Annotated in this window: 22 protein-coding genes; 13 read left to right on the forward strand and 9 right to left on the reverse strand. The window is 71.1% G+C overall.

The features are described from left to right. The first annotated feature begins 1 nt into the window (after position 1). The 10 genes from IFT73_RS01605 (at position 2) to IFT73_RS01650 (ending at position 10,614) form a co-directional block, all read left to right on the forward strand. On the forward strand, positions 2-1,423 hold the full coding sequence (locus IFT73_RS01605) for an amidohydrolase family protein (RefSeq protein WP_192166091.1): 1,422 nt from the start codon (positions 2-4) through the stop codon (positions 1,421-1,423). Beyond that, complete coding sequence (locus tag IFT73_RS01610) at positions 1,420-2,193, forward strand: SDR family NAD(P)-dependent oxidoreductase (protein WP_192166093.1); 774 nt, start codon at positions 1,420-1,422, stop codon at positions 2,191-2,193. The genes IFT73_RS01605 and IFT73_RS01610 overlap by 4 nt, the downstream gene beginning before the upstream one ends. Beyond that, entirely contained in the window at positions 2,190-3,197 is a 1,008-nt protein-coding gene (locus tag IFT73_RS01615) for a Gfo/Idh/MocA family protein (RefSeq protein WP_192166095.1), read from the forward strand. The genes IFT73_RS01610 and IFT73_RS01615 overlap by 4 nt, the downstream gene beginning before the upstream one ends. Before the next feature lies 1 nt (position 3,198). Further along, on the forward strand, positions 3,199-4,476 hold the full coding sequence (locus IFT73_RS01620) for a helix-turn-helix domain-containing protein (RefSeq protein ID WP_192166097.1): 1,278 nt from the start codon (positions 3,199-3,201) through the stop codon (positions 4,474-4,476). Between the two features lie 128 nt (positions 4,477-4,604). Further along, positions 4,605-6,002, forward strand: a complete 1,398-nt coding sequence (locus IFT73_RS01625) for an amidohydrolase family protein (protein WP_192166102.1) — start codon at positions 4,605-4,607, stop codon at positions 6,000-6,002. After that, the gene (locus IFT73_RS01630; protein ID WP_192166103.1) at positions 5,999-6,910 is read left to right on the forward strand and encodes an NAD(P)-dependent oxidoreductase; all 912 of its coding nucleotides are present in this window, start codon (positions 5,999-6,001) and stop codon (positions 6,908-6,910) included. Before IFT73_RS01625 ends, IFT73_RS01630 begins: the two co-directional genes overlap by 4 nt. A gap of 105 nt (positions 6,911-7,015) precedes the next feature. Then, positions 7,016-8,113 (forward strand): LLM class flavin-dependent oxidoreductase, encoded by a 1,098-nt coding sequence (locus tag IFT73_RS01635; RefSeq protein ID WP_192166104.1) that lies wholly within the window; start codon positions 7,016-7,018, stop codon positions 8,111-8,113. A gap of 52 nt (positions 8,114-8,165) precedes the next feature. Then, positions 8,166-8,696: a carboxymuconolactone decarboxylase family protein gene (locus IFT73_RS01640; RefSeq protein ID WP_197983461.1), complete on the forward strand. Its 531-nt coding sequence runs from the start codon at positions 8,166-8,168 to the stop codon at positions 8,694-8,696. Continuing rightward, the gene (locus IFT73_RS01645; RefSeq protein ID WP_192166106.1) at positions 8,693-9,454 is read left to right on the forward strand and encodes an alpha/beta fold hydrolase; all 762 of its coding nucleotides are present in this window, start codon (positions 8,693-8,695) and stop codon (positions 9,452-9,454) included. The genes IFT73_RS01640 and IFT73_RS01645 overlap by 4 nt, the downstream gene beginning before the upstream one ends. Next, entirely contained in the window at positions 9,451-10,614 is a 1,164-nt protein-coding gene (locus IFT73_RS01650; protein ID WP_192166107.1) for a flavin reductase, read from the forward strand. The genes IFT73_RS01645 and IFT73_RS01650 overlap by 4 nt, the downstream gene beginning before the upstream one ends. Positions 10,615-10,991: 377 nt before the next feature. Here IFT73_RS01650 and IFT73_RS01655 read toward each other — a convergent pair whose 3' ends face one another. The 7 genes from IFT73_RS01655 to IFT73_RS01685 all read right to left on the reverse strand — a co-directional run bounded on the left by IFT73_RS01655 (position 10,992) and on the right by IFT73_RS01685 (position 15,909). Beyond that, positions 10,992-11,321: a putative quinol monooxygenase gene (locus IFT73_RS01655; RefSeq protein ID WP_192166108.1), complete on the reverse strand. Its 330-nt coding sequence runs from the start codon at positions 11,319-11,321 to the stop codon at positions 10,992-10,994. Between the two features lie 26 nt (positions 11,322-11,347). Then, entirely contained in the window at positions 11,348-12,568 is a 1,221-nt protein-coding gene (locus IFT73_RS01660; protein WP_192166109.1) for an FAD-dependent monooxygenase, read from the reverse strand. Between the two features lie 77 nt (positions 12,569-12,645). Next, a complete protein-coding gene (locus IFT73_RS01665) occupies positions 12,646-13,077 on the reverse strand; it encodes a type II toxin-antitoxin system VapC family toxin (RefSeq protein WP_192166110.1) in 432 nt (143 codons plus the stop codon). Further along, entirely contained in the window at positions 13,074-13,304 is a 231-nt protein-coding gene (locus tag IFT73_RS01670; protein WP_197983462.1) for a type II toxin-antitoxin system prevent-host-death family antitoxin, read from the reverse strand. The genes IFT73_RS01665 and IFT73_RS01670 overlap by 4 nt, the downstream gene beginning before the upstream one ends. Before the next feature lie 92 nt (positions 13,305-13,396). After that, positions 13,397-14,473 carry an SDR family oxidoreductase gene (locus IFT73_RS01675; protein WP_192166112.1) on the reverse strand — a complete coding sequence of 359 codons (1,077 nt, stop codon included), beginning with the start codon at positions 14,471-14,473 and terminating at the stop codon, positions 13,397-13,399. Positions 14,474-14,569: 96 nt separating this feature from the next. Beyond that, on the reverse strand, positions 14,570-15,205 hold the full coding sequence (locus tag IFT73_RS01680; protein ID WP_056607028.1) for a CoA transferase subunit B: 636 nt from the start codon (positions 15,203-15,205) through the stop codon (positions 14,570-14,572). Beyond that, complete coding sequence (locus IFT73_RS01685; protein ID WP_192166113.1) at positions 15,202-15,909, reverse strand: CoA transferase subunit A; 708 nt, start codon at positions 15,907-15,909, stop codon at positions 15,202-15,204. The genes IFT73_RS01680 and IFT73_RS01685 overlap by 4 nt, the downstream gene beginning before the upstream one ends. A gap of 130 nt (positions 15,910-16,039) precedes the next feature. Here IFT73_RS01685 and IFT73_RS01690 point away from each other — a divergent pair, with 130 nt between their 5' ends. From IFT73_RS01690 to IFT73_RS01700, 3 genes are read left to right on the forward strand one after another with little or no spacing between them, the layout of a single operon-like run. Then, complete coding sequence (locus tag IFT73_RS01690; RefSeq protein ID WP_192166930.1) at positions 16,040-16,819, forward strand: IclR family transcriptional regulator; 780 nt, start codon at positions 16,040-16,042, stop codon at positions 16,817-16,819. A gap of 49 nt (positions 16,820-16,868) precedes the next feature. Further along, a complete protein-coding gene (locus tag IFT73_RS01695) occupies positions 16,869-17,669 on the forward strand; it encodes an MFS transporter (RefSeq protein ID WP_192166114.1) in 801 nt (266 codons plus the stop codon). 55 nt (positions 17,670-17,724) lie between these two features. Further along, entirely contained in the window at positions 17,725-18,381 is a 657-nt protein-coding gene (locus IFT73_RS01700) for an SDR family oxidoreductase (RefSeq protein WP_192166115.1), read from the forward strand. A gap of 64 nt (positions 18,382-18,445) precedes the next feature. On the opposite strand, the gene IFT73_RS01705 is transcribed toward IFT73_RS01700, so the two are convergent. Continuing rightward, on the reverse strand, positions 18,446-18,724 hold the full coding sequence (locus tag IFT73_RS01705) for an HU family DNA-binding protein (RefSeq protein ID WP_056607038.1): 279 nt from the start codon (positions 18,722-18,724) through the stop codon (positions 18,446-18,448). Positions 18,725-18,856: 132 nt separating this feature from the next. Beyond that, positions 18,857-19,816, reverse strand: coding sequence for a nitronate monooxygenase (locus tag IFT73_RS01710; protein ID WP_192166116.1), 960 nt, complete (start codon positions 19,814-19,816; stop codon positions 18,857-18,859). Positions 19,817-19,996 lie beyond the last annotated feature (180 nt).

Raw genomic sequence — 19,996 nt, forward strand, 5'->3', positions numbered from 1 at the left:
CATGCACAAGACCCTCATCACCAATGCCTACGTCATCACGATGGATCGTGCCCGAACGACGCTGTCGCGGGGGCAGGTGCTGATCGGGGACGACACGATCCTGCAGATCGGGCACGACCTGCCGCAGGACGGGGCGGAGGTCATCGACGCGCACGGCGGCATCGTGATGCCCGGGTTCGTGGACAACCACCGGCACATGTGGCAGACGAACCTCCGGGCGATGCTGACCGACTGGACGCTGCACGAGTACATGCGTGGCATCCGGTTCAGCATCTCGCCGGTGCTGCGTCCCGAGGACATCGCCGCCGGCAACCACATCGGCGCGCTCGAGGCCCTGAACGCCGGGGTGACCACGGTCTTCGACTACTCGCACAGCAACAACAGCCCCGATCACGCGACGGCGGGGGTCGAGGCGCTGCTCGCGAGCGGCATGCGGGCCGTCTACGGCTACGGGTTCGTGCCGGCCCCCGTGGACCACCCCGCGTTCGGTTCAGTCGAGGACCGCATCGCCGACGCGCAGCGCATCCACGACGAGCTGCTGTCGTCGCCCGACGGACTCGTGACGATGGGCATGGCGCTGACGGAGACGGGTCTCATCCCGTGGTCGTCGTCGGTCAAGGAGATCCGCGCGGCCCTCGACATGGGAGTGCCCCAGTCGATCCACAACAACAACTACTTCGGCGTGACGGTGTCGCAGGGCGTGGCGCCGATGCACCACGCAGGACTGCTGCACGAGAGCCAGATCCACGTGCACTGCAACACCAGCACGCCCGACGAGTTCAGGTACCTCGCCGACGCGGGCTGCACGATCGTCTCGACGCCGGACACCGAGATCCAGATGGGCATGGGCCACCCGGTGTTCAACGAGGCCAAGGAGCACGGCATCCGCTCGACCGTGGGCTGCGACATCATCACGCTCAACGGCGGTGACGTCGTCGGCCAGCTCCGACTGGGCCTGCAGGACGCTCGCGTGCGCGTCAACGACTCGTTCAACCAGCGGCAGGAGATGCCGCTCACGCTCGCGACGAGCTCGATGGACGCGCTGGCCTGGGGCACGATCAACGGCGCCGAGGCACTGGGTCTGGGGTCGGTCACGGGGAGCCTCGAGGTGGGCAAGCAGGCCGACGTCCTCATCATCAGCGCCGACAGCCCGAACATGTGGCCGATGCTGGAGGAACCGGGCACCGTGATCTTCCACTCGCACCCGCAGGACGTCGACACGGTGTTCGTGGCCGGCAAGGTCGTCAAGCGTCACGGCCGACTGGTCGGTGTCGACTACGACGCCGCCCGGGCCAAGGCCGAGGCCTCCCGGGACTGGATCATGGACGCGGTCCTTCGCACCACGGGAGTCGTGCTGCCGCCGGAGGAGAGCATGTCGCTCATCTCGCTGGAGCAGGCCGCCGTCGCGAACATGGCGCTGTGAGCGGGTCGGGCCGTCTCGCCGGCCGCCGCGCGATCGTCACCGGTTCGACGAGCGGCATCGGGGCCGCGATCGCCGGCCGCTTCGCCGCCGAGGGAGCCTCGGTCGTGCTGACGGGGAGGCGGGCGGCCGAGGGCGAGAGGACCGCGGCGACGATCCGGGCCGCGGGAGGTGACGCCCGGTTCCTGGCAGGCGACGCGACGGACGAGGAGTTCGTGCAGTCGCTGGTCCGGTTCACCCGGGAGCAGTGCGGGGGCCTGGACATCCTCGTCAACAACGCCGGCATCGCGCCGGCGGGTCCACTGGAGCAGATGTCGCGTCAGAGCTGGGACGAGGTCGTGGCCTGCAACTTGACGAGCATGTTCCTCGTCAGCAAGCACGCGATCGCCGATCTGCGGGCCTCGGACCACGCGAGCATCATCACGCTCGGGTCCACTTTCGGTGTCGTGGGTGCCGCAGGCTCGGTCGCCTACGCCATGACGAAGGCGGCCGCCATCAGCTTCAGCAGGTCGTTGGCCCTCGAGCTGGCCCCCGACGGGGTCCGGGTCAACGCGTTGTGCCCCGGCGCGACGCGGACCGAGTTCCTCGAGACGTGGGCCGAGGCCACCGGCGACCGCGAGGCGACGATGGGCTGGCTGCTCGACCGGCACCCGCTGGGTCGTCTCGGGACGGTCGACGAGCAGGCCGACGCGGCACTGTTCCTCGCGTCCGACGAGTCGTCGTTCGTGACAGGTCACGCCCTGATGGTCGATGGAGGGTACACGGCGCAATGAGCGGATCGCACAAGGTCAGGGTCGCCGTCGTCGGCATGGGGTGGTGGGGGACCACGATCGCCGCGAGCCTGTCGGACAGCAAGTGGATCGAGGTCGCCCTGGGCGTCGAGCCGGACGACGCCCGGCGTGTCGAGGTCGGCGACCGGCTCGGCATCGCCATGGCGTCCTCGTACGAGGCGGCTCTCTCGTCGCCAGACGTCGACGCGGTCGTGCTGTGCACGCCGCACCCGATGCACGCCGACCAGGTGATCTCGGCGGCGCGTGCCGGCAAGCACGTCTTCTGCGAGAAGCCGTTCACCGTCACCTCCGCCGAGGCCCGGGCCGCGCTCGGGGCGGTGGCGGAGGCGGGGGTCCAGGTGGGGATCGGGCACGAACGTCGGTTCGAGCCCGCCGTGCAGGAGCTGCAGCAGCGGGTGCGCGACGGCGAGCTGGGGGTGCCGCTGATCTTCGAGGGCAACTTCAGCCAGGACAAGTTCCTCGACCTGCCACCCGACAACTGGCGGCTCTCGAACGAGCTGGCCCCGGTCGGGCCGCTCTCCGCGACGGGCATCCACCTGGTCGACCTGGCCATCAGCATCCTCGGCCGGCCGGTGTCGGTGTGGGCACGCCTCGCGACGCTGGCGACCGCGTTCGCGAACGGCGACACGCTCTCGGTCACGCTCGGGTTCGAGTCGGGGGCCACGGCGACGATCTCGGCCTCGCTGACGACTCCCTTCGTGGGACGCGTGTGCGTCATGGGCTCGACGGGGTGGGCGGAGATCCGCGACCGGGCGCATCCCGAGAACCCCCAGGGGTGGGACGTCGCCAGCTGCGTGCGGGGCGGCGAGGTGGCGACGCGTCACCATCCGCCCTTCCCGTCGGTCCGGGAGAATCTCGAACGATTTGCCGAGTCCGTCCGGGGTGGAGAGCCCTATCCTGTGTCACCCGAGCAGATCGCGCTGAACGTGGCAACGTTCGAGGCCATCGTGCGATCTGCTGCCAGCGGGAACCTCGAGAGGATCTGATGTGACGTTGGCCCCCGACAGCATCACCGTGACCCGTCCGATGAGCGCGCCGCCCACCGAGAGGCCGGTCCTGCCGCTGCCGGGATGGGCGATCGAGGCATTCGCCGCGCACGACATCTCCCCGATGATCTCGCGGATCGTGGGCGAGTCGATGGGGCTGGCGTTCGCCGACAGCCGCGACGACACGGCCTTCGTCGAGGCCCTGCACCGCAGCGTCACGGAGAACGCCTCGACCCTGAAGGACGTGCTGTGCGGAGAGGTCGGTCTGGGCAACCTGCTGCTCGTGCACCCCCTGCGCTTCGCCGAGCTGGAGGCGGAGAGGAGGGTCCCTCACGCCTCGTTGCAGCGCTCGTACCGGAACAGCTTCGCGATCCAGTGGGACGAGTGGGCCGGCGTCCTGGCCGAGGCGGCCGAGAACGCCGACGTGAGCAGGCTCGACGCCCTCGCGGCCGTCGTGGCGCTGACCCGCACGATCGGCTCTTACACCGAGGTGGTCATCTCGAGTGCCGCGCTCAGCTTCTCGCGGTCGGAGGACGCCTTCAAGAAGTCGCGTGCGCACGTCCGTCAACGTCTGATCCGCGAGATCCTCGACGGTTCGGGCGAGGTCCTGTCGCCGGCCGACCTGATGACCCTGGACTACTCGCTGGGAGGTCACCACCTCGCGGTCCAGCTGCCGGAGGTCCCTCAGGTGGACTCGCAGCGCATCGTCAACGCGCTGCGCACCTCGGTCAGCCCCATGCACACGATCGTGTACCCGGTGACGCTCGGCAGCTCCGTGGTGTGGCTGGGGTCGAGCAAGCCATGGTCGGACGACCGGATGGTGCGCGCCGTCGACCTGCTCGGGTCGATGGAGGTGCGCGCCAGCGTCAGCGAGCAGGCCGCGGGCCTGTCGGGCTTCCTGCGTGCCTTCGAGGAGGTGCGCAGCGTCGAGGAGATCCGTGCCTCCGTCGACAGCGGAGAGCTGCCGGACGTCGTGCGCTACCGCGACCTGCGGCTCGAGATCCTGTTGATGCGCGACCGCCAGCTCGCGGCCGAGTTCGTCGCGAGCGAGCTGGGGCCGTTGGCCGAGCACACGTCCGAGGCGAGCAAGCTGCGGGCGACCCTCGAGGCGTCCTTCCGCCTGGGCAGCCACGTCGCCGCGGCCGAGCACCTCCAGCTGCACGAGCACACGGTCCGCAACCGGCTGCAGAAGGCGCAGGACCTCCTGGGGCCGACGCAGGACCGCCGGACCGAGCTGCAGGTGGCCCTCCGCCTGTGGCGCATCATGAACGTCGCGTAGGCGCAGGGCGCACCGACTCACGGTTCCTGCCATCGGACCGGCGTCAAGATCACGGGGTCCGCCAATGCCGCACGATCCGGGGATCGCTTGACTGGGAGACGTACATCACAGTCACCCCTGGAGAGCACATGACCGCCGAGCGCATCCTGATCACCAATGCCACCGTTCTGACGATGGACCCCGCCGTGGGCCAGCTCGAGAACGCCGACGTCCTGATCGAGGACGGACGCATCGTCGAGATCGGTCATGGTCTGCGGGCCGCCGACTGCGACACCCTCGACGCGACGGGCGCGATCGTCATGCCCGGCTTCGTCGACACGCACCGCCACCTGTGGCAGTCGCTGATCCGCCACATCGGGTCGGACTGGACGCACGGTCAGTACCTGACCGGCGTCCACCTCGGTCTCAGTGGCGACTTCCGGCCGGAGGACACCCAGCTCGGCAACCTCCTCGGTGGCGTGGAGGCACTCGACAGCGGGATCACGACGTTGCTCGACTGGTCGCACAACATCGACACCCCCGAGCACGGCGACGCCGCGGTCGAGGGCCTCCGTGCGACCGGCATGCGGTCGGTCTTCGCCCACGGCGGAGGTGCCACGATGTGGCAGCTTCCCAGTGAGGTGCCGCACAGCCGCGACGTCCTGCGCATCCAGGCCGAGCACTTCTCGTCCGACGACCAGCTCAACACGATGGCCTTCGCCCTGCGTGGGCCCCAGTTCAGCGTCCCGGCGGTCGCCCACGAGGACTGGAAGCTGATCCAGGAGCTGGGCACGCGGGTGACCGTCCACAACGGCGACGGGGAGTGGGGCAAGCGCCGACCCGTGGCCTGGATGCACGCCAACGGGATGCTGAACGACAAGGTCACGCACGTGCACTGCAGCTCCCTGGCGCCCGACGAGTTCCAGATGATCGCCGACTCCGGCGGCTCGATCTCGGTCTCGGCCGATGTCGAGGCGCAGATGGGACTGGGGTGGCCCGCCACCGGTCGTGCTCTCGACGTCGGCGTGCGACCGAGCCTGTCGGTCGACGTGTGCGTGTCGAACGGCGGAGACATGTTCAACGTCATGAAAGCCACGATCAGCATTCAGCGGGCCCTGGACAACGCCGCCGAGGAGCACGCCGGCGAGCAGGACCGCGTCCGGCTCTCGTGCCAGGACGTCCTGGAGTTCGCGACGATCGACGGTGCGCGGACCCTCGGGCTCGACCACGTCACGGGCAGCCTCACCCCGGGTAAGGACGCCGACGTCATCGTCGTGCGCGCCGACAGCCTCGGCATGGCGCCGCTCAACAACCCGACCGGTGCGCTGGTGTACTCGGGCCACCCGGGGCTCGTGGAAGCCGTGCTGGTCAGGGGGCGCTTCGTCAAGCGGGACGGGGTGATGCTGCGTACCGACGTCGCCGACATCCAGCGTCGGGCGGACGAGGCGCGGGACCGGCTCTTCGAGGCAGCCCTGAAGCGGGAGTCGACCGCCGACGCCCGCATCGGCGGCTCGTGGATCCCCGGGATCCACAAGGTCAACCGATGACCGCGCGAGGTGGCGTGGGGCAGGACCGGGAGGTCGGCTTCGTGGGACTCGGCGCGATGGGCAGCCCGATGTCGCGCCACCTGCGCGAGGCGGGCTGGACCGTCGTGGGTCACGACCTGGACGAAAGATCCCTGCGACGCCACGCGGCGGAGGCGCCGACGGTCGACGACGTGATCGAGCTGTGCGGCCGCGTCGGCGTGGTCGTGACCTCGCTGCCGAGCAACGCGGCGGTGCGCGCCGTGATCGAGCGCCTCGGTGAGGGGGAGTGCGCCGGCCTGGTGATCGTGGAGACCAGCACGCTCACGCTCGCCGAGAAGCAGGCGGCGCACGAGGCCGCCGCAGCGCTGGGCATGACGCTGCTCGACTGCCCCGTGAGCGGCACCAGCGCCCAGGCCGAGGTCGGCGACGTCGTGGCGTACCTGAGCGGCTCGGACCCGGCTGCGCTGGAGCGGGCGGAGCCGGTCGTCGCCTCGATGACGAGGGCGTTCCACGCGGTCGGCGACTTCGGCAACGGCACGCGCATGAAGCTCGTGGCCAACCTGCTCGTCGCCGTGCACAACCTCGCGGCGGCCGAGGCCCTCCTCCTGGCGCAGCGCGTGGGCCTGGACCTCGACCAGGTGCTCGAGGCGGTGGGCGACGGGGCCGGGGCGTCGAAGATGCTCGCGGTGCGGGGACCCCTGATGGTGAGCGGCGACTTCGACCGGGCGACGGCGCGGGTCGAGATCTTCCAGAAGGACCTCCGCGCGATCGAGGAGCTCGCGGCCCACGTCAGCAGCCCCACGCCGCTCCTGTCCGCGAGCAGCACGTACTACGCGATGGCCATGGCCCAGGGGCGCGCCCAGCAGGACACGGCCTCGGTCTTCGGCGTCCTCGCGCACAGCGTCGCGCCGTCGTCCGAACTCACGTGACCAGTCAGATCAGGCAGCACCGATTCACTCCAGCCGACAGTGATCTGCGACACGCGTGACACCAGCATGGACCCACAGACACCACTCGACAGATCAAGGACTGACATGAGACTCGGATACTTCGCGATGCCTCTCCACCCGACGGGACGACCGTGGCAGGAGACGCTCCAGGAGGACCGCGCGAACGTGGTGCTGGCCGATCAGCTCGGGTTCCACGACGCGTTCATCGGGGAGCACCTGACCGACGTGCACGAGAACGTGACCAACAGCCTGCTCTTCCTCGCGACGCTCATCTCGGACACCCAGCAGATCCGCCTGGGAACCGGCACGACCAACCTCTCGCACCAGCACCCGGCGCTCGTCGCGATCAACTCGGCCATGTTCGACACGTTGTCGGGCGGCCGGTTCATCCTCGGCGTCAGCCCGGGAGCGCTGGCGTCCGACGCCGAGATCCTCGGCATCCTGGACGAGGACCGGAACAAGATGTTCGCCGAGGCCGTCGACGTGATCACGGCGCTGTGGGCCGCCGAGCCGCCGTACGACATCGAGCTGCCCGACAACCGCTTCGTGGTCTCGACCCGTCGCACGACGGACGCGGAGATGGGGGTCGGGATCATCCCCAAGCCGCTGCAGACGCCACGCCCCGAGATCGTGGGCACCGTGGTCGCGCCGTTCTCGAAGGGCGTCATCGCGATGGGGCAGAAGGACTTCCACCCCCTGTCGGCCAACTTCCTGCTGCCGCAGTGGGTCGCCACGCACTGGCCGAACTACGTGGAGGGCAAGCAGTCCGCCGGCCTGGTGGCCGACACGGCCGACTGGCGCGTCGCCCGGACGATCTTCGTGGCAGACACCCACGAGGAGGCGCTCCGGTACGGTCGCGACGATCCCCAGAGCCCCTACCGCTTCTACTACTCGCAGATGTTCAAGAAGATGAAGAAGATGGGCCGGCTCGAGCTGTTCAAGACCAGTCGCGACCAGCCCGACGACGACGTCACGCTGGAGGGCGTCCTCGACGACCTGGTCATCGCGGGCACCGCCGACGAGGTCGCCGAGAGGATCGTGGGCTTCAGGGACGAGGTCGGCGACTTCGGCGAGCTCGTCTACGCCGGCATGGACTGGGTCGACGAGCGTCTCGGACGACGGTCGATGGAGCTGATGGCGCAGAACGTCATGCCGGCCGTCAACTCGCACATCGGGGTCTGACCGCATGGACCCGTCGAGACCGGATCGCCTGCCGCCGCTCGAGCACGAGACGATGAGCGACGAGCAGCGCGCCGCCGTGCGCGAGATGGTCGCCGGTCCGCGCAAGGAGGTGCTCGGTCCGTTCGTACCGCTCCTGCGGAGCCCCGAGCTCATGACCCGGCTGCAGCGGGTCGGTGCGTACCTGCGCTACGAGAGCTGCCTGCCCGACGCCGTCTTCGAGCTCGTCGTGCTGGTGGTCGCGAGGCACTGGGACCAGCAGTTCGAGTGGGGGCACCACCAGCCCCTCGCGATCCGCGCGGGGGTGCCCGAGGAGGTCGTCGTCGACGTCGCCGCGTGGCGCCGCCCGGTGACCGATCGTCGGGACCTCCTCGTCGGACACGACGTCGCGTCGGCGTTGCTCCACCACGGGGCCGTCGACGACGACTCCTACTCGCGGGCGGTCGACGAGCTGGGCGAGCAGGCGTTCGTCGAGCTGGTCGCAGCGGTCGGCTACTACACGACGCTGGCCCTGACGATGAACGCGGCCCGCACTCCGTCCCCGTACGCGATCCGGCTCGAGCCGCCGTCCAGGGCGGCGACGTGAGCACGCCGACCGTGCTCCTGCACCCGCTCGGTGCGGACAGCTCCTTCTGGACCCCGGTCATGCCCCTCCTGGACCGTGCCGTGGCGGTCGACCTGCCGGGACACGGCTCGGAGCCGGCGCTGCCCGTCGGTGCCGGGATCGCCGACCTGGGGTCCGCGGTGCTCCGCCGGCTCGACGCGATCGGTGGCGGTCGGCTGAACGTCGTCGGCATGTCGCTGGGCGGTCTCGTCGCGCAGTGGATCGCGGCGGAGCACCCCGAGCGCGTCGACCGGGTCGTCGTCGCCGATGCCGTCCCCGTCTACCCGGCCGGCATGCAGCAGATGTGGCGAGATCGAGCCACGTCGGTGCGCGCCTCGGGGACCGCGCACGTCGTCGATCCGACCCTCGAGCTCTGGTTCAGTCGCGCCTTCCTCGACCAGGACGGCCCCGAGGTGCGCCGGGCTCGCACCCGACTCGGGGCGACGGACCCCGAGGGGTACGCGCGGGCGTGCGACGTGCTGGCGTCGGTCGACACCGGCGATCTCCTGCCGCGCATGGTCCGGCCCACGCTCGTGGTGTGCGGTCTCGACGACGCCGATCCGTTCAGGGCGGCCGTGGACCGGTTCGCCAGCGACGTGCCGGACGTCCGGTCGGTGTGGCTTCCGGGTCGGCATGCGGCCGTGATCGAGTCGTCGACGGCCTTCGCCGACGCCGTTCACACCTTCCTGTCCGGCACCGAGCCGGACGGTGGCATCGACACGAAAGGGTCGCTTCCATGACATCTCCCACGCAGGACCGCGAGGACCACGACGGCGTCGTGCCGCTCGACGCGAAGGAGTTCCGTCGCGTCGTCGGACACCTCGCCAGCGGCGTGACCGTCGTGACCGCGGCGGCCGACGACGTGATGTTCGGCATGACGGCCAGCTCCGTGACGTCGTTGTCGGCCGATCCGCCCATGATGCTGGCGTGCCTGAACAACGCCGTGCCGACCGCCGGGGCCGTGTCGCGCTCCGGACGGTTCTCGGTCAACGTCCTCGGTGCCGGCCAGGCCGAGCTGGCGCACAAGTTCGCAGTGCCCAGCGAGAACAAGTTCGCCGGCGTGCAGGTGCACTCCGGGACTGCCGGCGCACCGCTGATCAGCGCGGCGCTGGCCCACATCGAGTGCGAGGTGGTCGAGCGCGTCGTCGGTGGCACGCACACCGCCTTCTTCGGGCGGGTGCTGTCCGCGTCGGCCAGTGACGGCGAGCCCTTGACGTACTTCCGGGGAGGATTCGGCAGGTTCGAGTTCACCCGGGACGACGCGGCGTACCGCCAGGCTCGGCAGAAGGTGCTCGACCGGGTCTGGGCTCCGGGTGACGTCGTGGCGCTCGAGGACCTCGCCGCATCGCTCGACGTCGACGAGGCCGCGGCCTTCTACGCCCTGACCCGGCTGTCGTCCGACGGTCTGGTGCGTCGGGATCCTGACGCCGGCTACGTCATCACGCCATTCGACGCCAGGACGTCCGACGCCACGTTCGACGCGCGCCTCGCCATCGAGATCGGGGTCGTCGACCTCGTGACGTCCCAGCCGGGGGGAGTGGACGTGACGGAGCTGCGGCAGAGGTTCGACGCGATGGCGCAGCTGCTGGTCGACGACCGGTTCGTCGACTTCGACGCCTACCTCGACGCGAACTACCTGTTCCACGAGGCGCTGGTCGCGCTGGCCGGCAACAACGTGCTGTCGGCGGCCTTCGGTGGACTCTCGATCAAGCAGGTCATGACCCGCAGCTTCGGGTCGACGCCGATCACCTCGCAGCGCTTCATCGAGGCCCAGCGTCGCATCACCACCGCCTTGGAGGGTGGTGACCGGGACGCCGCCGAGTCGGCGCTGCGCGACTACTCGTCGCTCGCCAAGGACCGGGCCCGCGACATCCTCGAGCAGGTGGGCGGACGACTGTGACGACGCACCGGTCGGGCCCCGGCGACGCGCCGGTGCTCGCGCCCGCCGCGCCGCTCGAGGCGGTGGCGGCGTGGGCGCACGCCTTCGGCGTGTGTCTGCCCGACGCCGTCGACGAGAGTCCGGCGCGAGGCCGTCACCGTCGAGGCCGGATGACCCGACGGCGCCGCGGACGATGACGATGCCCGCGGACGTCGGTGGCCAGCAGGGAGACGATCACGCCCTGGCCGTCCGTCGATCGGCCTACGTGGACCGACGGGCCGTCGTCTTCGCCGTGCCGTCCCACGTCGCCACGGTCGCGGCCGGATCCGTCCTCCCGGACGCGGCCCGGTCGGGGTCCGACGACCTCGATCGGGCCCTGGCGGCGATCGCCCGGCGTCTCAGCCGCGGGGCTCGACCGACATCTCGCCCATAGGTCCCCAGCCGTCGTCGGGCACGACGGTGTTGATGATCTGCGGTGTCGCCGCGAGATACTCGGGCAGCTCGGCGATGGCCTTCTTGAAGTGGTCCGATCCGACGTGCGCCTCGGCGGCGTCGTCGTCGAAGGCCTCGAGCAGGACGTACTCGGTGGGGTCGTCGAGGCTGCGCGACCACGTGAACCAGCGGTTGCCGGGCTCGGCCCGGGTCGCCTCGGTGAACTCGCGGCTCAGCTCGGGCCACTGCTCGGCGTGCTCGGGCAGGACGGGGAAGCGGACGTTGATGATGATCATGTCCCCATGATGCCGAGCGTCGACGCTCAGCGCGCGGCGGCGTCGACGAAGCGCGGCAGCTCGCGACCGGCCTCCGGGCCCGACGTCAGGCGCGAGGCGAGACCCTGCACGACCGGCGTCGCGGCGACCTTGGTGCCCCACTTCAGCAGCTGGGCCCCGACGCGGGTCCGCGGTGCCGCTGCCTGGGGCACGCCGGGCGGCAGGTCCTGCGCGTCCTCGACGAGGGGACGCATCCACTGCTCGAACTCCTCGAGCGCCGTGGTGTGGTCCGTGCCGTCCTCGGACGCGCGCGACAGGGCGGCCGCCAAGACGTAGGCGCCCGTGATGGCCAGCGACGTCCCGCCGCCCCCGACGGGCGTCACGCACCAGGCGGCGTCGCCGAGCAGGACGACCCGTCCGCGGTGCCACGTGGGGCACATGATCTGCCGCAGGTAGTCGACGTACAGGTCGTCGGAGTCGTCGAGGCCGTCGAGGATGCGCGGCACCTGCCACCCGACGCCCGAGAACTCGTCGCGCAGCGCGGCGCGCAGCTGCCGGCCGTCGAGGCCCTCGAGCGTGGGGGAGTCGACCACGAAGTTCAGCATCGCCCGGGTCGTGCCCTCGTCGTCGGGCCGCAGCCCCGCCTGCCGTCCGCCGGGCACGACCAACCAGTTCCACCACCGGTCGTCGTCGGCGGTGCGCTCGATCGCGGCGTACGAGCAGTACATGCCGAGCGCCTTCTCCTGCGGCTCGTCGCCGAAGACGAGCCCGCGCGTGTGCGAGCCGACGCCCTCGGCCACGACGAGCAGGTCGAACCGGTCGCGGGTGCCGTCGGACAGCTCGACCTCGACGCCGTCGGGCCCGTCGTCGACCGCCGTGATGCTGGTGCCGAACCGCCACGTCACGCCGTCGGGGCAGGCCTCGACGAGGATCTGCGACAGCGCGCCGCGCAGGATCTCGAGCTCGGCGGTCGGACCGTCGTGGCCGTCGCCCTCCTGCACGCCGAACTCCGAGACGACGGTGCCGTCCTCGGAGACGAACCGCGTGCCGATCTCGCCGGTGTTGCGGCTCCGGACGGCGTCCTCGAGGCCCATGAGCCGCAGCACGTCGCGGCCCGTCGCACGGACGTCGATGTTCTGGCCGCCCGGACGCAGCTCGGGCGCCTTCTCGACGACCGTCACGTCGTAGCCGGCACGGTCGAGCCAGAAGGCGGCGGCGGGGCCGGCGACGCTGGCCCCGGTGACCAGGACGCGCTGTCGATCGGTCATGGGTGTGCTCCTTCGAGGGGGTGGGCGAGCGGGGTGCCCGTACCCATCCGCCCGCCGTCGAGACCTCCGCCGCGGGGTCAGTCGTCCGCCGGGACCGACCAAGGATCGACCAGCGCGACGTCGAGCGACTCGAAGTCGGCGACGTTGCGCGTGACGACGGTGAGGCCGTGGACGGTCGCGGTGGCGGCGATCATGGCGTCGCGCTCGGGTCGGGGGTCGGGCACGTGGAGGCGGGCGACTCGTCGTGCCACGGCCAGGTCGACCGGCAGGATGCGTCCGGCGAAGGCAGCGAGCACGGCGTCGTCCAGCCACGTTCGCAACCGATCCGCCTGGATCTGGTCTCGGCGCTCGAGGCGGCCTATGCCGATCTCGATCTCCATGATCGTGATGGCAGACAGGTGCAGGCTCGACACGTCTCGGGAGGCTACCCACGCGCGAACCCGTGCATCGACGCGGCCAGGTGACTTGCGCAGCTCGCTGACGACGTTGGTGTCGAGCAGGAAGCTCACAGGTCGGGGATCCGCAGATCGACGGCGAGCGGCTCGAACTCGACGTCGAGGTCGTCGTCCATGCTCAGCCGGTCGATGAGGTCTGCGCCGCTCTCGCCCAACCTTCGGTACTGCGCGATCGAGAGCAGCACGTAGGACGGCTGGCCTCGGTCGGTGATCACGACGGGCCCGTGGTCTGCCGCGCGCTTGGCCGCGCTGACGTCGTGGTTGAAATCGCGTGCACTCATCGTCGTCACCGTCGCCACCCCCTTGTAGGTATGTACCTACATTACTGCTCGCGCGGCTGGGATGCCAGAAGGCTGCCTCACGGCAGTCTCCGTCACGGGATGATGTGGGCCGCCCGGTAGCGCTCGACGTGGTGGAAGAAGCTCTCGCGCGAGTCGCGGAAGCCGAGGAATCCGGCCGAGCGGCTCTTGTTCATGTCGGTCAGGCTCTCGACGGTGCGGCCGAGGTCGCCGTCGGTGTGCCACCACGACGCGAGCCGGTCGATGTCGGGCTCGACCAGATCGTGCTGCTCGGCGATGCGCCGCCACACCGGGGCCGAGTCGGCCATGGCCTGCTCGAGGGGTCGGGGAGCGCCGTCGAAGCCCTCCCACCGGACGCCGAAGTGCTCGGCGATCCGCGGCCACAGCGACCGCCAGCGGAAGACGTCCCCGTTGGCGATGTTGAACGCCTCGTCGTGGCCCGCCTCGTGGCTCGCCGCCCAGATGATCTGCTCGGCGAGCAGGTCGGCGTCGGTGACGTCCGTGACGCCGTTCCACTGCAGCTCGGAGCCGGGGAACACGAACGGCTGGTCGAGCTCGCGGCAGATCGTGGCGTACGCCGCGATCGTCAGCACCATGTTCATGGCGTTGCCGGTCGCGAAGCCGAAGACCGTGTGCGAGCGGTGCACGCTCCACGTGTGCCCGGAGCGCCGCGCCGAGTCGAACAGCTCGTCCTCCTGCGCGTAGTAGAAGTTGGGGTGGTCGAGCCGCGGCTCCTCCTCGCGGAACGGCGTGTCGGGCATGTCGCCCGTGCCGTACGCCTCGAACGGGCCCAGGTAGTGCTTGAGGCCCGTCATGAGAGCGACGTGCCGCATGCTGCCGGCCGGCTCGAGGGCGGCCAGCACGTTGCGGACCGCGGCACCGTTGACCGCGATGTTCTCGGCCTCGGTCTCCTGGCGCGTCCACGCGGTGATCGCCACGAGCTCGGGCGCCACGCCGTCGAGTGCCGTCCGCAGCGCCTCGGGGTCGGACAGGTCGGCCGCGACCGGCGTCACCCCGTCGATGCCTCCACCGCTGCGCGACAGGCCGAACGTCGTCCAGCCGGCGTCGACGAGCTGCGTGCTGAGCGCCTGGCCGATGATGCCGGTGGCGCCGACGACGAGGGCGCGGCCGGGCGTGGGGGAGGAGGTCATGGAGGTCCTTCGCGAGACGGGGAGGGTGAAGACAGGCACTCGCGACCGTACCCCCGCCCCCGAAGCCGAACCCGTGTCCGACGTCTCCCCGGAGGCTCAGCCGCGCGTCGTGAAGGGGGCGCCGGTGGCGGCGCGGACCGACTCGACGTCGTCGCCCGGTGCGACGTCGACGAGCACGAGGCCGTCGGGCGTCACGTCGAGGACGGCGCGGTCGGTGATGATGCGGTCGACGACGCCGAGCCCGGTGAGCGGGAGCGTGCAGTGCTCGACGATCTTGGGGCTGCCGTCCTTCGCGGTGTGGTCGGTCAGCACGACGATGCGCCGGGTGCCGGCGACGAGGTCCATCGCGCCGCCCATGCCCTTGACGAGGGCGCCCGGCACGGCCCAGTTGGCCAGGTCGCCGTTGGCGCCGACCTGCAGGGCACCGAGGACCGCGAGGTCGATCTTGCCGCCGCGGATCATCGCGAACGACTCGGCGGAGTCGAAGAAGCTCGCGCCGGGGTTGACCGTGACGGTCTGCTTGCCGGCGTTGATCAGGTCGGCGTCCTCGTCGCCCTCGTAGGGGAAGGGGCCCATGCCGAGGATGCCGTTCTCGGACTGCAGCGTGACCCGGATGCCCGCGGGGACGTGGTTGGCGACCAGGGTCGGGATGCCGATGCCGAGGTTGACGTAGTCGCCGTCGGACAGCTCGCGGGCCGCGATCGCGGCCATCTCGTCGCGGGTCCAGCTCATGCGGAGGCTCCTTCTCGTGGCGCGGCGGTGCCGTCGGGGCGGGGTCGCGTCGTGCGCTGCTCGATGTCCTTGACGCGGTCGGACGCCCGGACGACGTGGGTGACGTACACGCCCGGCGTGTGGACGAGCTCGGGGTCGACGGCGTCGACCAGGTGCTCGACCTCCGCGATCGTGATGCGTCCGCACGTCGCGACGACGGGGTTGAAGTTGCGGGCCGCGAGCCGGTAGCGCAGGTTGCCGTGCGCGTCGCCGGTGTGGGCGTGCACCAGGGCCAGGTCGGCGACGATGCCCCGCTCCTGCACGTACGTCACGCCGTCGAACTCCGCGGTGGGCTTGCCCTCGGCGACCGCGGTGCCCACGCCGGTGCGGGTGTAGAACGCGGGGATGCCCGCGCCACCGGCCCGCAGGCGCTCGGCGAGCGTGCCCTGGGGGTTGAACTCGACGTCGAGGACGCCGTCGAGGTACTGGCGGGCGAAGAGCTTGTTCTCCCCGACGTACGACGCGACGACCTTGGTGACCTGCTGGTTCTCGAGCAGCAGCCCGAGGCCCTTGCCGTCCACGCCCATGTTGTTCGACACGATCGTCAGGTCCGTCACGCCGGAGTCGCGCACGGCCTCGATCAGGTCGGACGGGATCCCGCTGAGGCCGAATCCACCCACCGCGATCGTCATGCCGTCGCGGACGACGTCGTTGATCTCGTTCATTGGACGAACGCTGCCAGCAGGCGCTCCAGCCGTCAATAGCCTCACAGTGCAGCCGTGCGAGATGCTCCGAGCGTGGACGGATCACCGACGCGCGTCCGCTCAGTGGACGTATGATGCAGGCGTGGCGGACATGTCGGGTGGGCGGGGCATCGAGGTCGTCGCGCGCGTCGGCGCGCTGCTGAGGGGGGTCGGCACGCACGAGCCGGGCGGCGTCTCGACGACCGACGTGGCGCGCGAGGTGGTGATGGCCCGTCCGACGGCGCACCGCCTGCTGACGTCGCTGGCCCGCGAGGGCCTGGTCGATCGTGACCCCCGCACCGGCCTGTGGCACCTGGGCCCCGAGCTGTACCTGCTGGGGACGTCCGCCGCGTCGCGCTACGACATCAGCCACCACGCCCGCGCGGTCGTCCACGAGCTCGCCGTCGAGACCGGCGAGAGCGCGTTCCTGTCGGCCCGCCGCGGCGACGAGACGGTGTGCCTGCTGAGCGAGGACGGCAGCTTCCCGCTGCGCTCGCACGTGCTGCGCGAGGGCATCCGGTTCCCCTTGGGGGTCGCCTCGGCCGGGCTGGCGATCCTCGCCCACCTGCCGGAGCGCGAGCTGCAGGCGTTCCTGGTCGGCGCCGGTGCCGACCTCGCCCCCGCCTGGGGGGACGCCCACGCGGTCGAGGCGCTGACGGCGCGCGTGCACGAGACGCGGACGTCCGGCTTCGCGACCAATCCCGGGCTCGTGGTCGAGGGGAGCTGGGGGATGGGGGCAGCGGTCTTCGACCGGTCGGGCTCGCCGGCGTGGGCGCTGTCGCTCACGGGGGTCGAGTCGAGGTTCCGCGACGACCGCCGGGTCGAGCTCGGACGGCTGCTGCTCGACCGGGCGCACCGGCTGACCCAGCTGTTGCGCTCCGGCCCGGCGTGATGCGCCACCGAGTGCTTTTCGACGTCCGACGACGGGGTACACAGCGCCCATGACGACGACGCACGGCACGACGACAGGGACGAGGCGGATGGCCGCCGGCGGACGCGGACTGGCCTGGACGGTGCTCGCCGCCGCGGTGCTCGAGGTGGTGGCCCCCCTCGTGACGATCAACGGGCCGGGCAGCTCGCCCGGCAGCGGATCGGGCCCGGACCTGCTGATCACCCCGGTCGGCTGGGCGTTCTCGATCTGGGGCGTCATCTACACCCTGGCGATCGTGCAGGCGGTGTCGGTGCTCGTCACGCGCACCGACACGGTCTCGCGTCGTCTGCAGATCGACCTGGTGGTGCTGTACGTCGGCGGTGCGGTCTGGATCGCCCTCGCCGGGCTCGACAGCAGCGCCGCGACCGCCGCAGCCCTGCTGGTCATGGTCGTCGCCGGCGTCGACGCCGTGCTGACGGTCACCCGCGACGCGATCGCGCCGCACTGGCTCGCCGTCCTGACACGCGCGTCGGTCGGCCTCTACGCGGGCTGGGTCACGGCGGCGTTCTTCCTGAACGTGTCGACCGCACTGGTCGACGCCGACGTCGTCGAGGCCGACGTCGTGGGGTGGCAGCTCGTGATCGTCGCGGTCGCCGTCGTCACGCTGCTGGCGGTGCTGGCCGCCACGCGCGGCAACGTCGCCTACGCCGTGGCCGGCACGTGGGCCATGGTGGGCATCGCCGTCACCGGCCGCAGCGACGGCACCGACGAGGTCGTGATCGGAGCGGTCGTCGCGGCGGTGCTGATCTTGGGCACGCTCGCAGCGGTGCGCGTGACGGCCCGTCGCCGCGGCGCACCGGCGACCGCCTGACGCGAGCCGGTCCGTGGCCGTGGTCGTGGCGGCAGGATTCGCCTACCCTCGTGCCATGGAGTCACCGGTCGTCATCGTCGTCGCAGCGGGCCCGGGGGTCAGCGGATCGGTCGCCCGACGGTTCGCGGAGCGCGGCCACCGCGTCGGGTTGCTGGGGGCCGACGAGGACGCCGTGCGCCAGCTCGCCGACGGCATCTCGTCCGACCCGCAGGAGGTCCGCGTCGAGATCGCCGACGTCACCGACCGTCGGGCCGCCACCGACGCCGTGACCCGGCTGGCCCAGGCCTTCGGCCGGGTCGACGTGCTGCACTTCAACCCCAGCGCGTACCGCCCGCACGACCCCCTGCAGCTGACGGCCGACGAGCTGCTGGCCGACGTCGCGGTGGGCGTGGGAGCCCTGCTGACCGCCGTGCAGGCCGCCCGCCCGTTCATGGGCGATGGGGCGCGCATCACGGTGACCGGCAGCATGGCCGCCGACGAGCCGTCGTCCGGAGCCGCATCGCTCGGCGTGCAGAAGGCGGGCGTGCGCAACCTCGTGCACAGCCTCGACGCGCGACTGGCCGGCGAGGGCATCCGCGCTGTCTCGGTGACGGTGCGCGGGGTGCTGGCGCGCGACGGCGCGTTCACGCCGGACCGCGTCGCCGCCGCGATCGTCGCCGCCGCGGAGCAGGATCCGGCCACGTGGCGCAGCGAGGTGCCGTACGACGGCTGAGGTCCGGACGCGCGAAGGGCGGCACCCCCGGTGGGGTGCCGCCCTTCGCGTGGTGGGGCGTCGATCAGCTGCCGGCGACCTTGCGCTTCAGGGCAGCGGCGGGCTTGAAGGCCGCCGAGGTCGAGGCGGCGATGTCGATCGACTCGCCGGTCTGCGGGTTGCGGCCGGTGCGGGCGGCGCGCTCGCGCGTCTCGAACGTGCCGAAGCCGGAGAGGACGACCTGGTTGCCGGCGGCGAGCTGGTCGGCGATTCCGTCGAGCACGGCGTCGAGCGCGGTGCCCGCGTCGGCCTTGGACGAGCCGGTCTTGTCGGCGACGTGGGCGATGAGCTCGTTCTTGTTCACAGCTTCTCCTGAGGGTAGATCGTGGTCGTGCCTGACAGGCACCGCTCCGACACTAGCGTCATTGGGTGACGAACTCGCGCCATGGCGGGCGTTTTGCGGCTCGACTCGCCGATTTCGTGCCCGTGGGGGACGTCAGAGGCTCAGGCGCGTGCGCGCCTGCTGGTACTGCGTCGTGAGGGCCTCGACGAGCTCGGCGACCGGCACGACGTCCGAGATCGCGCCGATGCCCTGCCCGGCGCCCCAGATGTCCTTCCACGCCTTGGCGTCGGAGCCGCCCGTGCCGAAGTCCATCGCGCTGGGGTCGGAGACCGGCAGGTCGTCCGGATCGAGCCCGGCGGCCTCGATGCTGCCGCGCAGGTAGTTGCCGTGCACCCCCGTGAAGAGGTTGCTGTAGACGATGTCGGACGCCGTGCTGCCGGCGATCATCTGCTTGTACTCGGGCTGGTTGTTGGCCTCGGACGTGGCCAGGAACGCCGAGCCGACGTAGGCGAGGTCGGCGCCGGCGGCCTGCGCCGCGAGGATCGAGCTGCCGTGCGCGATGGCCCCCGAGAGCAGCAGGGGGCCGTCGAACCAGGTGCGGATCTCGCGCACCAGTGCGAAGGGCGACTGCGTGCCGGCGTGTCCGCCCGCGCCGGTCGCGACGGCGATCAGGCCGTCGGCGCCCTTCTCGACGGCCTTGCGCGCGAAGCGGTCGTTGATGACGTCGTGCAGCACGATGCCGCCGTAGGAGTGCACGGCGTCGTTGATGTCGGTGCGGGCGCCCAGCGACGTGATCACGATCGGCACCCGGTGCTCGACGACGACGGCCATGTCGGCCTCGAGGCGATCGTTCGACCGGTGCACGATCTGGTTGACCGCGAACGGGGCCGCGGGACGGTCGGGATGGTCGGCGGTGTGCTGCGCCAGCTCGGTCTCGATCCGCGTCAGCCACGTCGTGAGCTCGGAGGCCGGACGCGCGTTGAGCGCCGGGAACGAGCCGATGATGCCGGCCTTGCACTGCGCGATCACGAGCTCGGGGCCGGACGCGATGAACATCGGCGACGCCACGACGGGCAGGGCGAGGGGCTGGGTCAGGATGTCGGGCAGTGCCACGGTGGTGCCTCCGGTGCGGTCGGTCGTTCGGTCGTCGCGAGTGCGTCGGGGCGAACGTAGCAACCGTGCTCACGTCATGCAACTCGTTGCATACGACATGTCCTGGTGGGTGGGTCCGATCGCGGGCCTCCGGCATGCCGGATCGGTGGCGTCGACCGTGTCCCTGTCACTACGATGAGC

Source organism: Aeromicrobium sp. CFBP 8757, from assembly GCF_014841755.1.
Lineage (GTDB): Bacteria > Actinomycetota > Actinomycetes > Propionibacteriales > Nocardioidaceae > Aeromicrobium.